Below are 21,737 nucleotides of genomic sequence, written 5' to 3' on the forward strand. Positions count from 1 at the left end.
ACTAACAATTTACTTAATAAAGCGAATTGACGTGTTAGACGTCTCGTAAGACTTCAATATTTTTTGAAGCCTCCAGCGAGCGCCCACACAAATTATCTGATTATCTATTTTAAAGAGCGTTGCCGTGCCACTTAAGCGACTCAATCTCTGTGAGAGGTTGAAGCCCTGTCCGTGTCAGCGAGGGCGTATATTAAGGATCTAAAGATTTAGTGCAAGTACTTTTTTAACTTTTTATTAAATTAATTATTTGCCATTGAAAAAGGCAATGTTAAATGCACTTTGTAATCAATATTTAGGAGCGCGAACAGGAACCGAATGACTTATTTTCATCCCTTGAGTCGTGATATCTACTCGATAGGCAAGCACTTCAACGCCCTGCTCAATGACTTGCTCAAAAGTACGAGCATATTTTTCATCGACATAGCCCGCTGGAGCAACTTCTTCAATACCAGTATGACTTACACAGAATACTAGAACTGCACGATGACCCTGCTTAACCATGGCCGCCATTTCCAATAGATGCTTACGCCCCCTATCTGTGACGGCATCTGGAAAAAAACCATGATTTCCTTCTTCCAAGAGGGTGACGTTCTTAACCTCTACAAAACATTGCTCATCATCGTTGGCTAACCACCAATCAATACGACTCTTTTCACCGTATTTCACTTCAGCTTTCATGGATTGATAACCTTTCAGCTCTTTGATGACACCATTTTTGATGGCTTCACCCACTAATTTATTTGGGTAGCCAGTATTGATACAGGCAAGGTATTGCTGATCTACTTCAACCAACTCCCAAGTGTATGCCAGCTTACGCTTGGGGTTGTCACTTTTAGAAACCCATACACGGGCATTCTCTTGTTGGCAGCGCTTCATTGACCCTGTATTAGGACAGTGAGCGGTAATAACCTCGCCAGTATCCAGCTCAATATCTGCTAAGAATCTTTTATAACGCTTGATAAGACGGCCTGAAAGTAATAAGTTCGGAAAATCCACGATCGATCTCATTGTGTTTGATTATTAGGTTCAAGGATGTCACACCCTCATAAAGATTGGCACCAAAGTGCCCATACTATTTGGCAAAATGGCCATCAAATCGATGCCATACAAACCCTTATTGCTGCACTTAACCAAGCTCCAAATAACAAACCAACGGCGTATTTAATACAGTTGGCCTATTATTTTTTCTTAATACAGGATTACCGCTCGGCCTGCACCGTGTTTGATCAAGCTTATCAAAAAGCCCCAGACAACTTTGAGCTCATTAAAAACTATGCCGTTTGCTTAAGCCGCTCACATCAATACCAAGCAGCCGTCGAACTTCTAGCCTCTCTTCCTGATGGAGTCATTAACAAAGATTTTTTATGCCAAGATTTACTAGCCAGTTCTTACAGAGGCCTTAAACAATGGACTGAAGCAAAAACCGCTGGAAAACAGTCTCTTAAATTGAAACACGACCTCAGTCTTGATAATCATTCAAAACACCCTACGTTTCAAGAAAACAACCAAAACACACAACCCCCTCTTACCCCACAACGGCCTCAGCAGGATATTATTAGCTTCTCGCTCTGGGGGAACCAAGCCCGATATTTACGCGGTGCTCTAGACAATTTACTTGCTTGCCAACACCTTTATCCAAACTGGATCTGCCGGTTTTATATCGATTCAAGCGTTCCAAGCGAGTTTACCAAAGCTATTAGCGCACTGGGAGCTCAGGTAATACATGAAAAAGACGGGCAAAGCCTGAGGCAAAAATTAAGTTGGCGCTTTAAAGTGGCCAATGATCCGAAGGTACGCCTTTTTTTGGTTCGAGATACAGATTCGGTTGTTAACCTACGTGAAGTCAGTGCAGTAAATGACTGGCTCATCTCGGGTAAAGATTTTCACATTATGCGTGATTGGTGGACTCATACTGATTTAATTCTTGCGGGAATGTGGGGTGGTAAAGGAGGAAAATTACCAGATCTGACCCGAGCTATTAACCAATATCAATCAGGCATGGCAGAAACACCCAATATTGACCAATGGTTCCTGCGTGATTGTGTTTGGCCTCTTGTTTATAGCAACTGTCTGATTCACGATAGGTATTATGATCGCCAATTTGCCAAACCTTGGCCAACTGAGCCCCCAAAACATTCTAATTTCCATGTTGGCCAAGATGTTTTCAGCACACAACAAGAAGAACAAACAAAACGCTTACAAGCTTGGATTAACCAGCTGCCTTGCTTGCAACTGCTGAAATCTGTCTAGTGGCCACTCCTCTGTAGTTAAAATTCTTTTCTCAATCACTTGATCACGTAATCCCAAAATTCGTTTCTTTAACTCTGTTTGTAAAAGCCTAACTGCCGGAGTTATTAATTGGCGACTTGGCAATGCCATCCACAATTGAGTTAATGGTACTTTATAATCTGGCATTATACGAACCAAGCGACCTGCAAGAAGATCTTCTGCTACATCAATAATCGACTTTTTAGCAACACCAACACCATCCAAGCACCACTTTCTTACTATATCACCGTCATTCACTGCCCGGTCGCTGCTCATTTTCGCTTTGCCCCCCCTTACCCTTTTCAAAATACCAAGTATCATGAATCGAGTCGTAAAGCTTATACAAAAGAGCATTATGGTTTTGTAATTCCTCTATATTTGTTGGAGTTGGGTGCCGTTTAAGATACTCAGGCGAGACACAAACCACATGAGGTATATTACAAATTTTAAAGCCATATAAATTTGACTCTTGCGCTGCTTCTTGGCTCATTGCTCTAATAGCAACATCAACACCGTCACGAAAAAAGTCTACTCGGCTATCACTCACATGCAAGATTAAACTTACAGAAGGGTGAGCAGTCATAAAATCGTTTAGTAACAGCCTCATCAGGTTGCGCCCCATTTCTGAAGACATGGCCATTTTAACTTCACTTTTTACCGATTGTTGCTCTTCATGGATCTCCATTTGGCCCTGTTTCAAAAAGTCTAGGGCTTGTTGGCACATGGGCAAAAAGCGTTCGCCCTCTGGTGTCTATCGAAGTTGGCGAGTAGTTCGCACGAATAACTCTGTACCTAAATTTTGTTCTAACCGCTTAATAGCAATACTTGCCGCAGAAGAACTTAAGTTTAATTGTTTCCCTGTGGCAGTAATGGAGCCAAGCTCAGCCACAGTTAAAAACACCTGTAAATCACCAACCCTCATAACACCCTCTAAAAATCTTCACAGCAATATTATGTCAACCTTTAATTATCCACATATTAGCAAAGATCTTTCCCGCTAATGCTGGTTTATCTCAACCTTTACCCTCTCTAGAATGCCCAGCATATTCACTAACGGATCATTTGCATGACAAAACATTTGACACTAACCGCATTTGCGTTAACTGCGAGCCTCCTAACAGCTACCAGCTACGGAGCACAACCAACATCAAAAGTAGTCGCCGCTGACAACATTGAATGGGGATATCTGAACCCACTACGCGGAAAACTAAGCCCAGGTGCGGCTGACTTATGGGAGAGACGAACCAGCGATACGGCAACAGGTATGCTAGTACGATTTAATAAAGGGTTCGAATCACCACCACACATACACAACATTACTTATCGCGGCATTGTTATTGATGGGTTAATGCATAATGATGCCCCTAATGCTACAAAAATGTGGATGCCACAAGGCTCGTTTTGGACTCAGCCTGCTGGTGAAGATCACACAACTGCTGCCAATGGTGAAAACAACCTGATTTATCTTGAAATTGATTCTGGCCCATATTTAGTACAACCTTCAGCTGAAAAGTTTGATAACGGTGAGTGCCCTTTAAACTTACACACTGATAATATTGTTTGGTTGAATAAGAACGACCTCCACAATATTAACGCGGAAGGGGTTCAATCTACCTTTGTATGGGGGGAGCACAGCCTCAATGGGAGGTTCTATGGTGAAACTACCAGCAGGATTTAATGGCAAAATAACGACACAAGCTAGCGAGTTTCGCGCCGTTGTAATTGCAGGCCAGATGACATATCAGTCCAAAGACCAGAATTCAACAAAACTCCCCCCCGGTAGCTACGTTGAATCAACAGGCGAATTCACTCACCAATTAAAAAAACACTGGCAATCAAAGCACTACTATTTATATTCGCACCAACAGCCCATATCGGGTCGATCAGTCCTAGCGGCACAACTCTTTCCTTAAGCACTTGGCCCTCGAATGTTTTTTTATCCTAGATGAAAAACACTGAGGGTGTTTTTTATAGCCCCCTCTACAGTGACCTCAAAGCAATTACAGCTTTAGATAGAAACTATATGCGCACGCCATTACAACCCTCTTCACGTGCCACCACATCCATTTGCTGGTGACTACTATAGTAGGTTGCAACACCGGGGCGAACCTCAGCCATCTTCGAGAATTTATCCTGAGCCGCTGTTAACGTACCTAATAGAGAAGCTTTCGCTCCATAAGGCGCATAAGCAGATGTTTTCGCCAGTTGCTCTAACTCAGTGGCGCTACGTTCAACCATACCATCGATACGAAACACCGCTAATTCACGCACACTGCCCTCAGCCATACCTCCATCAAAGTGCTGACAATTATCAAGTTGCTGCAATATATAGACATTCATATTACGAACAAACTGACAATTTACTGCTGGGTCATTTGAACCTCGCGTATTAAAGGGCCCGTGCTGACGGCATTGATCTGACGTTAAAGAAGGGTCAACCACCATAAACATAGTACGATTACCAACCGCACTCGCCTGATTTGTGACAGCAGTATCAGTCACCACAGACGGCGTCGTCAGTATATTTTCCGCTGCTTGAGTTATATCTTTTTGAAAATCACTGACCACACTATTTAACATAGCTTGACGATATTGCTGAGTACGCTTGGCTATTTGCTGTTGACGTGCTTTGTGGCGTTCAAGCGCACGAGTATTGGCTTGTTGTTCTGCAAGCTTTTGACGATCACTACTAAAATCTTCGCCGGCTAATTTGGCAAGGGCCATATCAATCGGCATTTCAGCATCATTAGGATGAGCAAAGCCCATTCCATGAATATTTAGCGTGTCGCCATAGTAGTATTTCATTTCGCCACCAAGCTTGGCGTATTCTGCGATTAGCGGCGTAATTTCTTGCCAAGCCTTCTCGTAAGCAACCGGCTCCAATTGAGTTCTAACATTTTCCGCACAGGCATAATACGCCTCCACACGATTCAACACTGATTGCGCAGACTCAAATTGTGAAGCCGTGCGACCGCGAGCCAATTGCCCAAAAATAGAAGACTCACCACCAATAGGGGCATCGCCACATTGCTCTTTCAACAGATAATTCGCAGCATAACGATGCGCAATAGCATGAGCTTGCTGAAACACTCGATACAATTGCCCTTTACTTTGCATTAACTCCAATATTTCAGCGTTATAGCCAGCTTCTAAACCATCGGCCGCTTCATAAGCTTGCTCTCCCACAATATACAGACCAGTTTCTAACTCACGCTCAATACTGTGCTGGATCAAACTCGAAATATTCAGTTTAATAGCAGGCACAGTACGAAAGCCTTGCTCTATTGCTACTTTGCCTTCCGCTATCAATTGATCAATAGCAACAGGAACACTTGATCGAGTATTAAGACTGCCATTGCTGAGTACCATATTATTCAGGTGATCATCACTTAAGCGAGCAGACCACATTGCGGGAAATAAGGTGACTGGACCAGAGTCGGTTGTTACTAAGCGCCCATCTTCTGGCAGGATTTCAGCCAAAGTAAACGGGTACTTTTTAGACCAACGAAGGTGTAAATATGGCTTATTAAGATAACCACTCGCCGCCACCACTGAAGACAGTTGATCTGGCGTGGTGGCGATCGCTAACTGGGAAACCAACGAAGGGCCAGCCTGATAAATCCGCACAGCAAACGGCCAAAAATACCTTTTTAAGCCATTTGCAGATGATATATAGATATCCGCTTCACCAGCCACGGCAATTTCATTGTCACGCCAAGGTGCCGCTTGACGCACCACCTCCTGCACGGCAGCACGACCATCTTGCAAGATGGACTGCTGCGCTGCTGAATTATCCTTTACCTGCCCCACGCAGCCTAAAAGTACCAACACACTCGCCAAAGCCATTACTTTAAACACACTGCTTAACATTGCTCCGCCCCTGCGCCTTATTAAAAAAGCCGACAAATTACCAAAACAATCGTGTACAACAAACCACCAAGCACGGTAAGAGAATAGCGACAGTCGATCACATCCAAGATTTTCTAAAACTATAAATAATTCACAGTGACTGTCAATTTTGAGCGAGTCTATTCTATGAAGTGTGGTATTGAGGGTTATTGTTGAATTTTCAAGAACACAACAAAAAGCCCGCTAGATAGCGGGCTTTAGTGTGTTTATTGCTGTTCAGTGCAAGGTGTTACCTAACGCTGAATTATTCCCACTCTATCGTTGCCGGTGGCTTAGAAGACACGTCGTAAGTCACGCGCGAGATGTTTTCGATCTCGTTGATAATACGACCAGATACGATTTCTAGTAGCTCATAAGGTAGGTGGGCCCAGCGAGCAGTCATGAAGTCGATGGTTTCTACAGCACGCAGTGCCACCACGTATTCATAGCGACGGCCATCACCAACAACACCAACCGATTTCACAGGTAAGAATACCGCAAAGGCTTGGCTCGTTTTTTCATACCAGCCAGCACGACGAAGTTCTTCAATGAAGATAGCATCAGCACGGCGAAGAATGTCGGCGTAGTCTTTTTTCACTTCACCAAGAATACGAACACCTAGGCCCGGCCCAGGGAATGGATGACGGTAAACCATATCGTGCGGTAAACCTAAGGCAACACCCAGCTTACGCACTTCATCTTTAAACAATTCGCGAAGCGGTTCAACCAATTCCATTTTCATGTCTTCAGGCAAGCCACCCACGTTATGGTGAGACTTAATCACATGAGCTTTGCCCGTTTTAGACGCGGCAGACTCGATAACATCTGGGTAGATAGTACCTTGCGCCAAGAAATCGATGCCGTCTAATTTAGAAGACTCTTCGTCGAAGATTTCAATGAAGGTGTTACCAATGATCTTACGTTTCTTCTCTGGGTCAGCTTCACCAGCCAATTTACCCAGGAATAGGTCTTCAGCATCAACACGGATCACTTTTACGCCCATGTTGTCAGCAAACATTTTCATAACTTGGTCGCCTTCGTTCAAACGCAACAAGCCGTTATCAACGAAAACACAGGTCAACTGATTGCCAATCGCTTTATGTAACAACGCTGCCACAACAGAAGAGTCCACACCGCCAGACAAGGCCAATAGCACTTGTTTGTCGCCCACTTGCTCACGCATACGCTCAATGGCATCGGTGGCAATGTTAGCAGGCGTCCAAAGAGTGTCACACGTACAGATATCCACAACAAAGCGAGATAGAATTTTACCACCCTGCAAAGTGTGAGTAACTTCTGGGTGGAACTGCACACCATAGAAGCGTTTTGCTTCGTTTGCCATAGCCGCAATAGGGCAGCTTTCTGTAGAGGCCATTAGGGTGAAATCTTCTGGCATTTCAACTACTTTGTCACCATGGCTCATCCAAACATCCAGTTTAGATACGCCGTTGTTGGCAACATGATCTTCAATCCCTTCAAACAGAGATGGACCATCGTGCTTACGGATCTGCGCATAACCGAATTCGCGCAACTCAGAACCCTGCACTTTACCACCTAACTGCTCGGCCATAGTTTGCATGCCGTAACAGATACCCAAAACAGGCACGCCTAGAGTAAATACAGCGGCTGGTGCACGAGGAGAACCCGGCTCAGGAACTGATTCAGGACCGCCCGCTAAGATAATCCCCTTAGGAGCAAAATCAATCACCTCTTGATCTTCCATATCAAAAGCACGAACTTCACAGTAAACCCCTATTTCACGCACTCGACGAGCAATCAATTGGGTGTACTGAGAACCAAAATCAAGAATAAGAATTTTATGAGCGTGGATATCTTGCGACATTGTTAGTCAGTCCTTTTACTCTTAACCCGTAAGAGTAGTTAGTAAGAGTTAGCATTAATCATGAAAATAAAGATGGGGCGATAACATCGCCCCATCTTATTGTTTAATTATCGGTAGGCTAACCTACGTGATAATTCGGTGCTTCTTTCGTGATGGTCACATCATGAACATGACTTTCACGCATCCCTGCACCAGTAATTTGTGAGAACTGCGTTTTCGTACGCATGGTCTCAATATCCGCAGAACCAGTATAGCCCATGGAAGAACGTACGCCGCCCATTAGCTGATGGATCACGGATACCATTGGGCCTTTTGAAGGTACACGACCTTCAATACCTTCTGGAACCAATTTTTCTACACTGCTAGAGTCTTGGAAGTAGCGATCGCTGGAACCTTGTGCCTGAGACATAGCACCCAAAGACCCCATACCACGGTAAGACTTAAAGGAACGGCCTTGGAAGAGCACAACTTCACCCGGTGCTTCATCGGTACCAGCCAATAGGCCACCAACCATGATCACACTCGCACCAGCCGCAATCGCTTTACTGATGTCACCAGAGAAGCGAATACCACCGTCCGCAATAACAGGTACTCCGCGAGGGTTCATGGCTTCAGCAACATTTGCCACGGCACTAATTTGCGGTACGCCTACACCCGCAACGATACGAGTCGTACAGATAGAACCAGGACCGATACCAACTTTCACGCCATCTGCACCAGCATCAGCAAGCGCAATGGCCGCTTCCGCGGTAGCGATATTACCGCCGATAACTTGAATGTGTGGGAAGTTTTCTTTGACCCAGCGAACGCGGTCAATAACGCCTTTAGAGTGGCCGTGAGCGGTGTCTACCACCACTACATCTACACCTGCGTCAGACAAGGCTTTAACACGCTCTTCTGTATCAGCCCCAGTACCAACAGCAGCACCAACACGCAAACGACCTTCTTGATCTTTACAAGCATTAGGGAAGGTCTTCGCTTTATTAAAGTCAGTTACCGTTACCATACCGCGCAGTTCAAACTGATCATTAACAATCAGTACTTTTTCAATACGGTTTTCGTGCAGGAGTTTACGAATAGAACCAGCAGAAGCGCCTTCTAAAGCAGTAACTAAGCGCTCTTTTGGCGTCATAATGTCTGCTACGCTTTTATCAAAATCTTTCACAAAGCGAACATCACGGCTAGTGACAATACCCACTAGGTCTTTGCCTTCTACAACCGGAACACTAGAAATGCTGTTTTCTGAAGTCAATGCCATTAGCTCCTCGATGCTTGCATCTGGGCCAATAGTAACAAGATCACGAACAATACCACTTTCGTAACGCTTAACCTTGCGCACTTCAGCAGCTTGCTCTTCAACTGTTAGGTTTTTGTGAATAATACCCATACCGCCTTCTTGCGCTAACGCAATTGCCATACGGTGTTCGGTCACAGTGTCCATCGCTGAAGAAATTAGCGGAATATTCAGCTCAATGTCTTTAGTGATTTTCGTTTTAAGGCTAACATCCTTAGGTAGAACTTCGGAATAGCCGGGGATGAGCAATACGTCATCAAACGTTAAAGCTTCTTGCACGATTCGTAACATAATGGGGAGTTTCCAATGCCAACTAGGGTGTTAAGATGGCAAGTAATTCTACTTCATTAGATGGCTTCGGTAAATCAAAACCACGAGAGATTGATGAAAAATTTTACAACAACAGGCCAAACCGAAACCGCTTTTACTGTTTCACAACTTAATCGCCAAATTCAGCAACTTTTAGAAGCAAGCTTACCTTGGATTCTTGTTGAAGGTGAAATCTCAAATTTAGCAAAACCTGCTTCGGGCCATTGGTACTTTTCTCTTAAAGATGACAAAGCCCAAATCCGCTGCACCATGTTTAAAAATCGCAACATGGCCGTGCGCTTTCAGCCTAAAAATGGCGACAAAGTTCGACTTCGCGCCCGAGTGACTTTTTACGGCCCACGCGGTGACTGCCAACTAGGCGTAGAAAGCATGGAAAGCGCAGGCGAAGGGGCATTGCAACAAGCCTACGAAAGGCTAAAAGCGAACCTACAACTAGAAGGCTTATTCGCAGCAGAACACAAACAAGCCTTACCAGACCGCCCTGAACGTATTGCCATTATTACTTCTCCTGTAGGCGCTGCGATACGTGATATGGTGATCACCTTCCGACGCCGATTCCCTCTGACTGAATTAACAATTCTGCCATCTTTAGTGCAAGGGCAAGATGCGGCAAACAACCTAATAACACAGCTGCAAAGAGCAGACGTTAGCAATCATTTCGATGCCATTATTATTGGCCGAGGTGGTGGTTCTTTAGAGGATTTATGGAGCTTTAACGACGAAGCATTAGCTCGCGCAATTTTCAACTGTAAAACGCCTATTGTTGCTGCCGTCGGCCACGAAACCGACTTCACCATTGCAGACTTTGTAGCCGATGTACGAGCGCCTACCCCAACTGCTGCAGCAGAACTGCTCAGCCCAGACAGCCAACAGCTCGATCGGCTGCTTGCTCATCAAACTAAACAACTTTGCTATTACACAGAGCGCAGACTACAACAAGGGCAACAACAGTTAGACTTTTTAATAAAGCGCATTCGCCACCCTAAAGAGCGCATTGAGCAGCAACAAGGCCAGCTCAACCAGCTTAAACAGGGCTTAGAAAAAGCAATTAATAACCTTTTAGAAAAACATAAGATTCAGGCTCAGCACCTAGAACACCGCATGACATTGAATGCGCCTTCTTCGTCGCTGCCTCAAAAGCGCCAACTCGTCACGGAATATGAAAAACGCTTAGCCAGTGCTTTAAACAATCATCTAAAGCAAAAACAGAGTCAATTTGCAGGCATAGTAGACAAACTGAACCTAGTGAGCCCATTGAATATTCTTTCAAGAGGCTACGCTATTCCGACTAAAGCTGAGCAAGTTATTCGTTCAAAAGACGACGTTGAAAAAGGTGATCAATTAACCCTAAGAGTTCAAGACGGCCAAATCCACTGTGAAGTCAAATAGCCGCCTTATTCACTAACCAATCGGTCAACAAAGAACTATCTTAACTGAGGGGGAATATGCTTAAGTGTCTCGGCAAACGCTTTGAGCTCCTCTTCACTGTAAGCCGTATTCACTCTATCTTTCGAGGGGAGCTGATGCTGTAAGCTCACACCAGACCGATGATCTTTGCTTGGTCGAATAGGCCGTGGCACTAAACCGCCCCCGCAGTTAGGGCACACATTACTTAATATGGATTCCACGCAACTTTGGCAAAAAGTACATTCGTAGCTACAAATAAAAGCTTGCGTTGAATCTGCAGGTAAATCTTTATCACACACTTCGCAGTTTGGACGTATAGACAGCATTTTTACTCTCCATTTTCATCATTCACTAGGGACCACCAGCCTTTTGCCTCCTCTATTGCTTCTTGCAATAAAGGCCAGTTCAACAAGGACTGTTGGTATTCACCTGCGGCTCCACTCAGGGTAATACCATAATGATTTAGCCGAAACGCCAAAATGCCATAGAAAGCATCGACAGCGCCAGCACTAGAGAACATAAAGTCCCCTTCCGCTTGAGAAAAAATCTGTTCCACACGCTGCACTTCATGGGCTAAAGAATCGTCTAAATCAACCTTAGGCACAGGTTCTAAAGTAAAGCCGCATTGACTTCTAAGACCCATAAAACCTGCATGCATCTCAGCGCACAAACTGCGTGCCATTGCTCTTTTAATTGGGTCTGATGGGTAAAGTTTGCCCTCTGAGTTTTCATTAAAATACTCAGCGATGGACAGCGAATCATGTATTTTATGATCACCAACACTCAGCACCGGTACCAAACCGGCAGGGGATAAGCTTAGCAACTTGGACTTATAGTCCGGCTGAGTTAAATCCACTACCTGAGTTTCAAAAGGCAATTGCGCCAATCGCCCACAAATCCACGCCCTTAATGACCAAGTAGATTCCGTGCCCACCAATAAACTCAATGCGTCAGTCATATCAATTCCTTATTTAGTGGCTGCTATATAACACTCAATAATAAAACGGCCAACAACCTAATTAAGCAATGCTTCTACAGACTTTTTATCACAAATTAGACAAAAAGGACTAACCCGCACTTTTTAAATACTCAATGAAGATTTCTACAACCTCTTTGCTAGTTAACTCTTTCTCCACCAGCACTCTGGGTAAATTCGCGATACCAAGCCCAGCCATCACCTCCTCTGCAAGAACCGCTTTTACAACACAGCTACCTAACCCGACGGATCGGCTTTTTTCTAGGGCAGATTCTCCATAGAGGTACAAACAAGTTCGCTCCACGCGCCAGCTCGAGAAGTCGCTGAACTGTGTTATTGTCTCTTTTGATTAAATTTAAACTCGACAATACCCCCCATGTTGCGTACAACAACAAGTACAAGTACAATAATAAGTACTTATTGAAAGGAGTATATTATGGATACTTTAAGTTATTCAGCATTTCGAACAAATCTTGCGCGCACGCTCGACAAGGTCAACGACGATCACAAACCTGTCATCATCACACGCCAAGGCGGAAAGCCTGCAGTAGTCATAAGTTTAGAAGACTTTCAGGCGTATGAAGAAACGGCTTACCTGATGGCCAGCCCTAAAAATGCCTCTCGTTTAAATGATGCGATTGCAGAAGTGGAAGCAGGAAAAACACAGATAAGGGAATTAATTGAAGAATGATTTTATCTTGGGCTGAGAACGCATGGAGCGACTATCTTTATTGGCAACAAAAAGATAAAAAAACACTAAAGCGAATTAACTCGCTAATCAAGGATGTGACTCGTCAACCCTTTGAAGGATTAGGTGATCCTGAACCTTTAAAACATAACTGGTCAGGCTATTGGTCAAGACGAATAGATAGAGAACATCGATTAGTTTATAACGTCGAAGGCAATACTATCTACATTGTTCAGTGTCGATATCACTACTGAAATAACGTTAATAAAAGGAAGCAATAACGTGTCTGAAGAATTCACTCTAGATTGGTCTAAACCTAAAACAATAGACGATGAAACCTTCCCGAAAGACACGTTAGGCCGTGAAAGGTACGCACAGTTCCTAACACAGTTTTTAGTCGGTCAAGCTAATGGCCCAACCCAAAAAGATGGCGAAAATAAACGTAACTATGTGCTGAATCTCAACTCCGAATGGGGTTCTGGGAAAACCTATTTCTTAAAGCGTTGGTCAGAAGATTTAAAGCCTTATTTCCCTGTCGTGTATATCGATGCATGGCAACAAGACTATTCTGATGATCCATTGATGACGGTGATTTCTTCTGTAATAAAACAGCTTAGAGAGCAAGCTGGAGTTAAAGAAGGCGATAACGTCATAAAAGTATCCAACAAAATAATTGGTTTACTAAAAGCCGCTGCTCCCGGGTTCGCAAGAAGTGTTGCTAAACGTTACTTTGATATTGATCCAGTTGCAGTGATGCAAGCAGAGGACGGTGATGAATTAGGGAAAGTTAAAGGTGCTGATGGCGAACCAATGGACATGAGTGCAATGGCATCAAGCATGGTGAAACACCTTATTGATGAACACGATGCAAAATCTGTCGCTATCAATGATTTAAAAGGAAATATCAAACAATGGATAAAAATAGTCACTAAACGTAAAAAGCTTCAATATCCTGCCTTTATTTTCATCGATGAGTTAGACCGCTGTCGTCCAAGTTATGCAGTAGAAATGCTGGAAACCATTAAGCATATTTTCGATATCGAAGGCATTGTCTTTGTTGTAGCGACTGATACGGAGCAACTACAACACGCGGTGAAAGCGATTTATGGTGAAGGTTTTGATGCTCGACTTTATCTTGGTCGATTCTTTAACAGCCGTTTCAGTTTAAAAGCACCAGACTTAAAAAGCTTCCTAGAAGTCCATGTTGATCACACGAAATTATCAGGTAAATTTCTTGAAGAAAAAGGCATAAATATTCTGCCGCCCAACCCTGATGGCAAAGCAACTTTGCGAAATATTTCTGTGATTTTAGATGCGTTTAAAATGCCACCAAGAACGGCCATCCAAATAGCAGATCGAGTTATCGCCACGCTATCCAACATGCCTAAAAACTCTAAAATCGATATTTTGATGCTAACGACCTTATTATGTTTTTACGAAGAAGATAGTGAGCAGTTTTTGAGAATCGTTTCTGAATCATTTGAAGAAAAGGTCGAAGAAAAATTAACGACATATCTAAACAAGCGATTCGATAAATATCAGTCTAATATCTTAGTTGAAATAAACTTTAAGCAATTCGGGGGATCACTTTACTATTTTGACAACAAAGTCTTTCAAACGTCATTTACATCATACTTGACAGAGATATTCTCATCACATTTCGACATGAATGAGCCTGTTAGCTTTTTAGATCTACAATTCGAAGACCGCTCACCTATAAAACAATCTTTCCATAATTTCATGGAGTCTCTAGAAGACTTATCCTCCGATTCTGATATTGCCATTAACTATTTTAAACACCTATACGATATGGAAAAATACACTGATATTACACCTTTCCAATACCAAGACTACGTCGAACTAGCTTCTGCTTTAGATTGGATCGATGGCAATTCAGATAACATTTAAGTATGTGCCTTTAAAAACAAACACTTGACTAGACAGGAACAAAGCACAGTTCAGCGACTTTTCGCGCTTGCGCGTGGAGCGAACGTGCTATGTTCCTTTCTAGCCCACCAAATCAAACGCGCCTTTCTAGCAACCCAAACTTAATCACAACCCATATCTTTCTATTTTCTTGATCAACCCTTGCCGTGAAATACCGAGTTGTTTGGCGGCTTGGGTGCGGTTTCCTTGGTGAGTTTCTAAGGCGTTTTGTATGAGTCGTATTTCTAAATCTCGTACTTGCTCATCAAGTGTTGCGTCGTTTATGGGTAAACCGTTAATCGGTTGAGCTTTGCTGAACGCTTTATCATTAGGGTAAAGCAGCTGAATGTCTTCCAGAGTAATGCGCCCTGTAGGGCAAATAGAGGCAGCACTTTCTAGGGTGTTTTTCAGTTCTCGTACATTGCCAAGCCATGTTTGCTCTCGAAACCATTGAGTGACTTCTGGCGTCAGCTCAAGCGTTTTAGATTGTTGTGCTTGTATTTTCATAAGAAAGGCTTGCAGCAATACTGGAATGTCTTCCAAGCGTTCTGATAAGGCTTGGGTTTCAATGTTCACGCCTTTGATTCGGTAATACAGATCTTCCCGAAAACTGCCCTCTTCTACTTTAGCTAGTAAATCTGCATTGGTGGCAGAAACAACCCGAATGTCGATGTGTTTTTGCTCTCGCCCGCCCACAGGAAAAAAGGTGCCTTCTTGTAATACTCGAAGTAGTTTTACCTGCATAGGCAAGGGCATCTCGCCAATTTCATCAAGGAATAAGGTGCCGCCATCCGCAAGGCTCAACAAGCCTATTTTGTCTTTTTCCGCGCCAGTAAAGGCGCCTTTTACGTAGCCAAAGAGTTCACTTTCCAATAAGTCCGCGGGAATCGCCCCACAGTGAACCGAGATAAACGCCTTGCTGGCTCTGTGGCTCAAGTCGTGCAGGGTACGTGAAATCACCTCTTTCCCTGTTCCTGATGGTCCCGTGACCAAAACACGCACATCGGTCGGTGCAATGCGCTCAATCAAAGCACGAATTTTTTGTGAACTTGCGGAGTGCCCAATATAAGACCCTGCGCCTTGGGGTTGTTGTGTGGAGTTTTTGAGTTGTGAGAGTTCTCGTTCTAGGGTGGTCTTGGTAATGGCACGGCGCACCACAACAGCCAGTAGATCTGGATCAACCGGTTTTGCAATGAAATCCCATGCACCTAACTCAATGGCTTTCAAGGCCAATTCTCGCTCAGCATTACCTGTAATAATAATGACTGGACGCCCTTCAAATTCAGGGATCGCATTTAGCGTCACTTGAGGGTCAAAATGCGGTGGCATGGATAAATCCAGCAAGACTAAATCCGCATCAAAGTGCCTAATCACCTCACGAGCCTCTTCTAAACTCCCAGCCGCTTTGACATGGTAATCCTGCTTTGCCAACCAACGTCCAGCCAATTCTCGGAACGCAGGTTCGTCATCCACCAGTAAAATTTTATTCTGCATGCTGCTGTACCTGCTTATGCTCTTGTGTTTGTTGATTCGGTAAAACAATTTCAAAGGTCACCGGCCAATCCGTATCGGTACGGTGATAAATACGCCCACCATGAGCATCAATGATTCGGCGCACAATCGCCAAGCCCAAACCGCTACCGCCAGCACGCTTGCTCACAAAGGGCTGAAATATGGTCTCACTGTCTAATGAATCATCAATCGCTGGGCCATTATTCTGCACCTGAATCACACACTGCCCAGCTTGTTGTTGAGCGCAAATACTAAGCTGACTTGCCTCTTGATTTCTAAGGAATGACATTGCGTTATCAATCAGGTTAATAAACACCTGTTGTACACGTTGGTAATCCACTTCTAGCTCTAGCTCGGGCTTAATATCGACCTGTACCTGAGTATCACCTAGTTGCGATTGCGCTAACACACTGTTCACCAAAGCGGCCAAGGGCGTTAGATTTGGTTGCAATATTAAGTTGCCGGAGTACACCAACATATCACTGACCAAGCGATCAGCCCTTTGCAATTGAGTTTGAATATAACGGCGTGTTTCTTCCGGCGCTTCATGAGCCGCCATAGCAATAATGTTAAGCGGATTACGTAATTCATGAGCCATAGCGGCAGACAGACCACCCAGCTCTACAAGATGCTGTTCATCCAGTCGTTTACGTTCTGCGGCAGCCAAGGCAAGAGACCGATCCAGCAAGCCACAGTTGTTCGCATAAAGTGAAGCAAACACTTCCGCGGTTAAACGCATTCCCGGGCTGGCGTCTTCCCAACCGATCAAGGTAAAACGCCAACCGTTTTGATCTTGTGCCAGTGTGATAGCCAAATCACTTTTTGTTGTTTGGCGACTAAACGGCATTTTAATCTGAACCGTGCGACGAATTTGTTCCGACAACAGACCTTCACCAATAGAAATAAGAGCAGGCCAATCTTGGGCTTCTTTTAAACGGCTTGACCAGTTTTCCAACACTTGCTCATTCAACATGGCGCCTGGGTAAATCAAACGAGAAATTAACCGATTCAAAGGCTGGTAAATCACAGCAGTCGTCACTAAAAGAAGCAAAGAGTAAAGCCACAATTGCCAGCTTGGAACGTCTGCTAGGGCTTGCAAGCCCAGCCGCCCAGACACCACACTGATGACGGCAATCAGACACAAAACCACCAGCATCATGGCGAGCCACAGCAAAGCCCGATTCGCAAACGCATTCACCGATAGAATTTGATAACGCACCACGCCATAAACCAGCAGTAACAAATAGCTTGGCAACAGCAACATAGGATAAGGAAACCAACTCATCCCAAAGGATGGAAACACAAAGCTGGTGGCTAGCAACAAGCCCCAAGCGCCCACCCCAAACATGGCTAGGATAGAACGCTTTTTATTGCCCGAATGGCGATACCAGCCAAAGAGTAAAACCCCGTGAGCCAAGACCCCTACCAAAACGGTATACGCAAGATTCCCTGCACCTGCATCGGTAAAAACGAAAAAAGAACGTGCGTCGAATGCACCTATAGCATCGCCCGCGCCAATCCACCAGCTATGCAACACAACAGCAGAACTGATGGCGTAAAACCAAGGTAACGCCTTATGAAGTCGGTCGAGCATGGCTTCTTTTGCGGCTCCAGTGTTCACAAACACAATGGCGAAATGCAGGAAGAAGGTCGGCATGAGGGGGTTGGCAAGAATAATGTGTATGCCAAGGTTTTCAAAACCTTGAAACAAGGCAACGTGACCAAAGCACCAAATCGCCATCATGATGGCAAAGCCTGCTAAGGCTTGTAAATCACCTTGCTTTTTCGCTCGCCATAAAAGCCAAACCGCGACCAATATGCCGCAGACACTGGACACTAACATGGCAATTTCAAACATCAATGAAAGGGTCAAACTGTAAACCTCGTTTACACCAAAAATAAGTCAGAATCGTAAACTTCTTTTACAATATACGCAAAGGTAAATTTTATTCTTTAAAAATCAACAAGATAAAAGCATCAATAAACTGGCCTCTCGTTTGCTATAAACCTTATTAATACATTGACCTATATCATCCTTTCACTTCTTAATGGGGCAGACATTATGAACATGAGTTTTTTTCTCACGGAAGCCATCGCGCTTTTTAGTATTGTGGGCTTGGCAGTTTTTCCTTTGGCGTTTCAACAGATGCGCACCATCGCCATCAAGAACGACGAATAACCATCAATTGTCTTTTTAACGTTCAACTTTTACTAGGAATGGTTATGGATCTCGACGTCGCTATTTTGTCTCGTATTCAATTCGCCTTTACGGTGAGTTTCCACATCATCTTTCCCAGCATCACGATTGGTCTTGCGACCTTAATTGCAATCTGGGAAGGCTTGTGGCTGAAAACACACAATCCGTACTACCTTCAATTGGCCAAGTTTTGGATCAAGCCTTTTGCCATCACCTTCGGCATGGGCGTGGTGTCTGGCATTGTCTTGTCTTATGAATTTGGCACCAATTTTTCTAAATTCTCTGAAATGACTGGGGCGATTCTAGGGCCTCTCATGGCATACGAAGTGCTCACCGCCTTCTTTATGGAAGCAGGTTTTCTTGGTGTTATGCTGTTTGGTTGGCAACGCGTTGGTCGTAAACTGCATTTCTTTTCGACCATTGTGGTCATGGTCGGCACTTGGATTTCCGCTTTTTGGATCATAGTGGCAAATTCTTGGATGCAAACACCCGCGGGCTACAAAATCGTCGATGGCAAGTTTGAAGTAGAAAGCTGGATGGCGATCATTTTCAACCCTTCCATGCCCTATCGATTTACCCACATGTTAATGGCGGCGTTTATCACGGCAACCTTCGTTGTGGCAGGTATTTGTGCATATTACCTGTTGAAAAAACAGCATATACCGTTCGCTAAGAAAGGCTTATCCATGTGCATGTGGTTCGCTTTAGTACTTACTCCTTTACAAGCTTGGGTTGGCGACATGCACGGTTTGAACGTGCAAGAACATCAACCCACTAAACTTGCAGCTATGGAAGGCATTTGGCCGGAAAAAGAAGCCAATGTGCCATTGCTGTTATTTGCCATGCCCAACATGGAAGCCGAATCCAACGACTACGAAGTGGGCATTCCCAACCTTGGTAGCTTGATTCTCACGCACTCTTGGGATGGTGAAGTACAAGGCTTAAAAGCGGTTCCACCTGAAGACAGACCAAATGTGCCTTTGGTGTTTTGGTCATTTCGTATCATGGTAGGCATTGGCTTTGGCATGCTTGGCATTGCGGTATTGGCTTTACTATTACGCCGCAAAGACCGCTTGTTTGAAAACAAACCTTTCCTCGCTTTAGTCAGCTTATTTACACCAGCAGGCGTGATTGCGGTGCTGGCGGGTTGGTATGTTGTGGAAATCGGTAGGCAACCTTGGATCGTCTACGATTTGGTCCGCACATCCGAAATAGTGTCACCACTACCCGCAGAACGCGTGTTATTTACCTTAATCGCCTTCGTGGTGATTTACACCCTGCTGTTTGGTGTTTACCTTTACTTCATGAGGAAGTTGATCAAGAAAGGCCCCCCAAGTATGGCAGCGTTAGAGCAGCAATTAATTGGTATGAAAGCTCCAGGGTATGCCTTAGCTTGGGTTAAGACACTACAGAATAAAGAAGGAGAGCAATAATGGATTTGGCTTTTTTCTATTTCCTCGTTTTAGGCTTCGCCATTTTTATGTATGTCCTACTAGACGGCTTTGATCTAGGCATTGGCATTCTCTACCCCTGGTTTAATCAGGATGGCGAACGAGACCATTTAATGCGCTCTATTTCACACGTTTGGGATGGCAATGAAACCTGGCTAGTGTTTGGTGGCGTCATCTTATTTGCGGCGTTTCCAGCGGCCTATGGTGATATTCTTTCTATTTTTTACCTGCCCATTATGCTGATGCTGTTTGCCTTAATTTTCCGTGGTGTGGCTTTTGAGTATCGCTTTAAATCCGACACCTCTCGACCTTATTGGGATTTAGCCTTCAGCTCAGGCTCCGCCATTGCAGCCTTTTGCCAAGGCTTATTGCTAGGCTCTTTGGTACAAGGTGTACCGTTAGACACCAGTAGTGTGTCTAGCTTGCACTGGTTAACACCCTTTTCTATTTTAACAGGCTTTGCCGTAATGGCAGGGTATGCCTTGCTGGCCGCGTGTTACTTGTTTATGAAGAGCCGTGGAAGGATTCAACAACATGCGGCGCATTTGGGTAAACGCCTTTTGGTCTTAACCGTTTTGGCAATGATTGCCGTTAGTTTATGGACAGTGATCAATGAAGTAGAAATCCGTGAACGCTGGTTCAGTGGGTACAACTTACTATTTTTATCGCCTTTACCTACTCTCACCGTGATTGCCGCTATTTATGTGTGGAAAGACCTAAATGCGCATACACCACACCATGATCACGCCAAGGAAAGTCGCCCTTTTTGGTGTGCTTCAGCTCTTTTCTTGTTGGGGTTTGCAGGCTTGGTTGTAGGGTTATTTCCCTACCTCATTCCTAGACAATTAACCTTTGTGGACGCCGCTTCGCCAGATTCAAGCTTGCTGTTCCTATTACCTGGCGTGTGTATTTTCGTCCCGCTGATTTGTGCTTATACCATTTGGGGCTATCGTGTTTTCTCAGGAAAAGTAGAAGACTATCAGGAGGGGTATTAGCATGCCGTCTATCTTTCGGCGCCAAACATGGCGGAATAAATGCCAGTCGCTAAAGTCATGGCAATGGTTTGTGCTCTTGTATCTGCTCGGTTTTGTCAGTTTAGTTGGTATGTCCTACCTACTTAAACTTGGTTTCAAGGTGTTACCGTAAGGTTGTAATCGCAAACCTTATCCACAAGAAAAGGGCGTAGTATTCGCTTCGCCCTTTTTCATTTTCATACTTAACCTAGCTAAATAGGCTTTATCAAAAGCGTTCTATGCTAAGGACAACGCCACCATTTCTTCAGCCACCAGCTCCGTCACATCCATCAATTGCTTTTGAGTTTTTATCGGAATAAGTGGTAACTCAGTACACGCCAGCAATACCACATCGGCATCAAGTTCATTCACCAACTTAGAAAAACGCGCCACTATATCAGCCGGTTCGCCGCCGTAGGTTTTCACATCATAAATAAGTTGGTGTAAACCGCTGTCTTCCTTAGGTACTTCTACCTCTACCACTTCTTTAAGTTGACTATAGGGTGACCAAATACCAAGATTGGTCACTGAATCAGAACCTAATAAAGCGACTTTAGTATAACCTTCCGCCAGTATTTTATGCTTTAGAACATCACCGAAAGATACTAGCTTTGCATCCAACCCCAAGGCTTCAAGTTGTGGCTGATAATAGTTAAGGGTATTACAGGCAATGGCGTAGTAATCCACTTCTTGCGACAGTTGTTGCGCCACCCTTGCTAGATTTTGCCAAACTATGGCATCGTTCTTTTCTAGCTCCATGGAAAGGCCAAGCTGAGGCTCAGAGATAATACTTACCCTTGGTGCATCTAAGTCTCCCTGAAAGGCCCCTTGCAGCATATGTTTATTCGCGGCAAGAATCTTTTGCCACATATCCACACCCGCTTCAGGACCAGAACCTGTGATAATGCCTAATTTTGCTCGATTTACTTGCTTCATCACTGACT

Annotated in this window: 22 protein-coding genes; 9 read left to right on the forward strand and 13 right to left on the reverse strand. The window is 44.3% G+C overall.

What is annotated here, in order from left to right:
* Positions 1-285: 285 nt before the first annotated feature.
* Positions 286-996: a DNA/RNA nuclease SfsA gene (gene sfsA / locus ACYVGZ_RS01930; RefSeq protein ID WP_460750426.1), complete on the reverse strand. Its 711-nt coding sequence runs from the start codon at positions 994-996 to the stop codon at positions 286-288.
* Between the two features lie 36 nt (positions 997-1,032).
* Between sfsA and ACYVGZ_RS01935 the strand changes: the two genes are divergently transcribed.
* Complete coding sequence (locus ACYVGZ_RS01935; RefSeq protein ID WP_460750429.1) at positions 1,033-2,250, forward strand: tetratricopeptide repeat protein; 1,218 nt, start codon at positions 1,033-1,035, stop codon at positions 2,248-2,250.
* Here the strand turns inward: ACYVGZ_RS01935 and ACYVGZ_RS01940 are convergent.
* From ACYVGZ_RS01940 to ACYVGZ_RS01950, 3 genes are read right to left on the reverse strand one after another with little or no spacing between them, the layout of a single operon-like run.
* On the reverse strand, positions 2,197-2,544 hold the full coding sequence (locus tag ACYVGZ_RS01940) for a LysR substrate-binding domain-containing protein (RefSeq protein WP_460750431.1): 348 nt from the start codon (positions 2,542-2,544) through the stop codon (positions 2,197-2,199). The genes ACYVGZ_RS01935 and ACYVGZ_RS01940 overlap by 54 nt on opposite strands.
* Positions 2,519-2,992 (reverse strand): LysR substrate-binding domain-containing protein, encoded by a 474-nt coding sequence (locus ACYVGZ_RS01945; protein WP_460750434.1) that lies wholly within the window; start codon positions 2,990-2,992, stop codon positions 2,519-2,521. Before ACYVGZ_RS01945 ends, ACYVGZ_RS01940 begins: the two co-directional genes overlap by 26 nt.
* 27 nt (positions 2,993-3,019) lie before the next feature.
* Complete coding sequence (locus tag ACYVGZ_RS01950) at positions 3,020-3,190, reverse strand: LysR family transcriptional regulator (RefSeq protein WP_460750437.1); 171 nt, start codon at positions 3,188-3,190, stop codon at positions 3,020-3,022.
* Between the two features lie 144 nt (positions 3,191-3,334).
* On the opposite strand from ACYVGZ_RS01950, the gene ACYVGZ_RS01955 reads away from it, so the two are divergent.
* On the forward strand, positions 3,335-3,946 hold the full coding sequence (locus ACYVGZ_RS01955) for a DUF4437 domain-containing protein (RefSeq protein ID WP_460750440.1): 612 nt from the start codon (positions 3,335-3,337) through the stop codon (positions 3,944-3,946).
* The gene (locus ACYVGZ_RS01960; RefSeq protein WP_460750443.1) at positions 3,921-4,181 is read left to right on the forward strand and encodes a DUF4437 domain-containing protein; all 261 of its coding nucleotides are present in this window, start codon (positions 3,921-3,923) and stop codon (positions 4,179-4,181) included. Before ACYVGZ_RS01955 ends, ACYVGZ_RS01960 begins: the two co-directional genes overlap by 26 nt.
* A gap of 106 nt (positions 4,182-4,287) precedes the next feature.
* Here the strand turns inward: ACYVGZ_RS01960 and ACYVGZ_RS01965 are convergent, their stop codons facing one another.
* The 3 genes from ACYVGZ_RS01965 to guaB form a co-directional block, all read right to left on the reverse strand.
* Entirely contained in the window at positions 4,288-6,138 is a 1,851-nt protein-coding gene (locus ACYVGZ_RS01965; RefSeq protein ID WP_460750446.1) for a hypothetical protein, read from the reverse strand.
* Between the two features lie 283 nt (positions 6,139-6,421).
* A complete protein-coding gene (gene guaA / locus ACYVGZ_RS01970) occupies positions 6,422-7,999 on the reverse strand; it encodes a glutamine-hydrolyzing GMP synthase (RefSeq protein ID WP_460750448.1) in 1,578 nt (525 codons plus the stop codon).
* Positions 8,000-8,117: 118 nt separating this feature from the next.
* Positions 8,118-9,584 (reverse strand): IMP dehydrogenase, encoded by a 1,467-nt coding sequence (gene guaB / locus ACYVGZ_RS01975; RefSeq protein ID WP_460750451.1) that lies wholly within the window; start codon positions 9,582-9,584, stop codon positions 8,118-8,120.
* A gap of 93 nt (positions 9,585-9,677) precedes the next feature.
* Here guaB and xseA point away from each other — a divergent pair, with 93 nt between their 5' ends.
* On the forward strand, positions 9,678-11,012 hold the full coding sequence (gene xseA, locus ACYVGZ_RS01980; RefSeq protein ID WP_460750454.1) for an exodeoxyribonuclease VII large subunit: 1,335 nt from the start codon (positions 9,678-9,680) through the stop codon (positions 11,010-11,012).
* Between the two features lie 35 nt (positions 11,013-11,047).
* Here xseA and ACYVGZ_RS01985 read toward each other — a convergent pair whose 3' ends face one another.
* The 3 genes from ACYVGZ_RS01985 to ACYVGZ_RS01995 all read right to left on the reverse strand — a co-directional run bounded on the left by ACYVGZ_RS01985 (position 11,048) and on the right by ACYVGZ_RS01995 (position 12,310).
* Entirely contained in the window at positions 11,048-11,356 is a 309-nt protein-coding gene (locus ACYVGZ_RS01985) for a DUF1272 domain-containing protein (RefSeq protein WP_460750457.1), read from the reverse strand.
* 2 nt (positions 11,357-11,358) lie between these two features.
* Entirely contained in the window at positions 11,359-11,988 is a 630-nt protein-coding gene (locus tag ACYVGZ_RS01990) for a glutathione S-transferase (protein ID WP_460750460.1), read from the reverse strand.
* A gap of 109 nt (positions 11,989-12,097) precedes the next feature.
* Positions 12,098-12,310 carry a hypothetical protein gene (locus tag ACYVGZ_RS01995; protein ID WP_460750462.1) on the reverse strand — a complete coding sequence of 71 codons (213 nt, stop codon included), beginning with the start codon at positions 12,308-12,310 and terminating at the stop codon, positions 12,098-12,100.
* Between the two features lie 132 nt (positions 12,311-12,442).
* On the opposite strand from ACYVGZ_RS01995, the gene ACYVGZ_RS02000 reads away from it, so the two are divergent.
* Genes ACYVGZ_RS02000 through ACYVGZ_RS02010 form a run of 3 tightly spaced genes read left to right on the forward strand, consistent with a single transcriptional unit; the run spans position 12,443 to position 14,602 of the window.
* Positions 12,443-12,697, forward strand: coding sequence for a type II toxin-antitoxin system Phd/YefM family antitoxin (locus tag ACYVGZ_RS02000; RefSeq protein ID WP_460750465.1), 255 nt, complete (start codon positions 12,443-12,445; stop codon positions 12,695-12,697).
* Positions 12,694-12,948: a Txe/YoeB family addiction module toxin gene (locus ACYVGZ_RS02005; protein ID WP_460750468.1), complete on the forward strand. Its 255-nt coding sequence runs from the start codon at positions 12,694-12,696 to the stop codon at positions 12,946-12,948. Before ACYVGZ_RS02000 ends, ACYVGZ_RS02005 begins: the two co-directional genes overlap by 4 nt.
* 28 nt (positions 12,949-12,976) lie before the next feature.
* Complete coding sequence (locus ACYVGZ_RS02010; protein WP_460750471.1) at positions 12,977-14,602, forward strand: KAP family P-loop NTPase fold protein; 1,626 nt, start codon at positions 12,977-12,979, stop codon at positions 14,600-14,602.
* A 144-nt stretch (positions 14,603-14,746) separates the two neighbouring features.
* Here the strand turns inward: ACYVGZ_RS02010 and ACYVGZ_RS02015 are convergent, their stop codons facing one another.
* Entirely contained in the window at positions 14,747-16,114 is a 1,368-nt protein-coding gene (locus ACYVGZ_RS02015) for a sigma-54-dependent transcriptional regulator (protein WP_460750473.1), read from the reverse strand.
* Complete coding sequence (locus ACYVGZ_RS02020; RefSeq protein ID WP_460750476.1) at positions 16,104-18,005, reverse strand: ATP-binding protein; 1,902 nt, start codon at positions 18,003-18,005, stop codon at positions 16,104-16,106. Before ACYVGZ_RS02020 ends, ACYVGZ_RS02015 begins: the two co-directional genes overlap by 11 nt.
* A 350-nt stretch (positions 18,006-18,355) precedes the next feature.
* Here ACYVGZ_RS02020 and ACYVGZ_RS02025 point away from each other — a divergent pair, with 350 nt between their 5' ends.
* Both ACYVGZ_RS02025 and cydB read left to right on the forward strand, forming a co-directional pair.
* A complete protein-coding gene (locus tag ACYVGZ_RS02025) occupies positions 18,356-19,762 on the forward strand; it encodes a cytochrome ubiquinol oxidase subunit I (protein ID WP_460750479.1) in 1,407 nt (468 codons plus the stop codon).
* Complete coding sequence (cydB, locus tag ACYVGZ_RS02030; RefSeq protein ID WP_460750481.1) at positions 19,762-20,775, forward strand: cytochrome d ubiquinol oxidase subunit II; 1,014 nt, start codon at positions 19,762-19,764, stop codon at positions 20,773-20,775. The genes ACYVGZ_RS02025 and cydB overlap by 1 nt, the downstream gene beginning before the upstream one ends.
* A gap of 255 nt (positions 20,776-21,030) precedes the next feature.
* Here the strand turns inward: cydB and ACYVGZ_RS02035 are convergent, their stop codons facing one another.
* Positions 21,031-21,729 carry an aspartate/glutamate racemase family protein gene (locus tag ACYVGZ_RS02035; protein ID WP_460750484.1) on the reverse strand — a complete coding sequence of 233 codons (699 nt, stop codon included), beginning with the start codon at positions 21,727-21,729 and terminating at the stop codon, positions 21,031-21,033.
* Positions 21,730-21,737 lie beyond the last annotated feature (8 nt).

The organism is Marinomonas epiphytica, assembly GCF_054780655.1.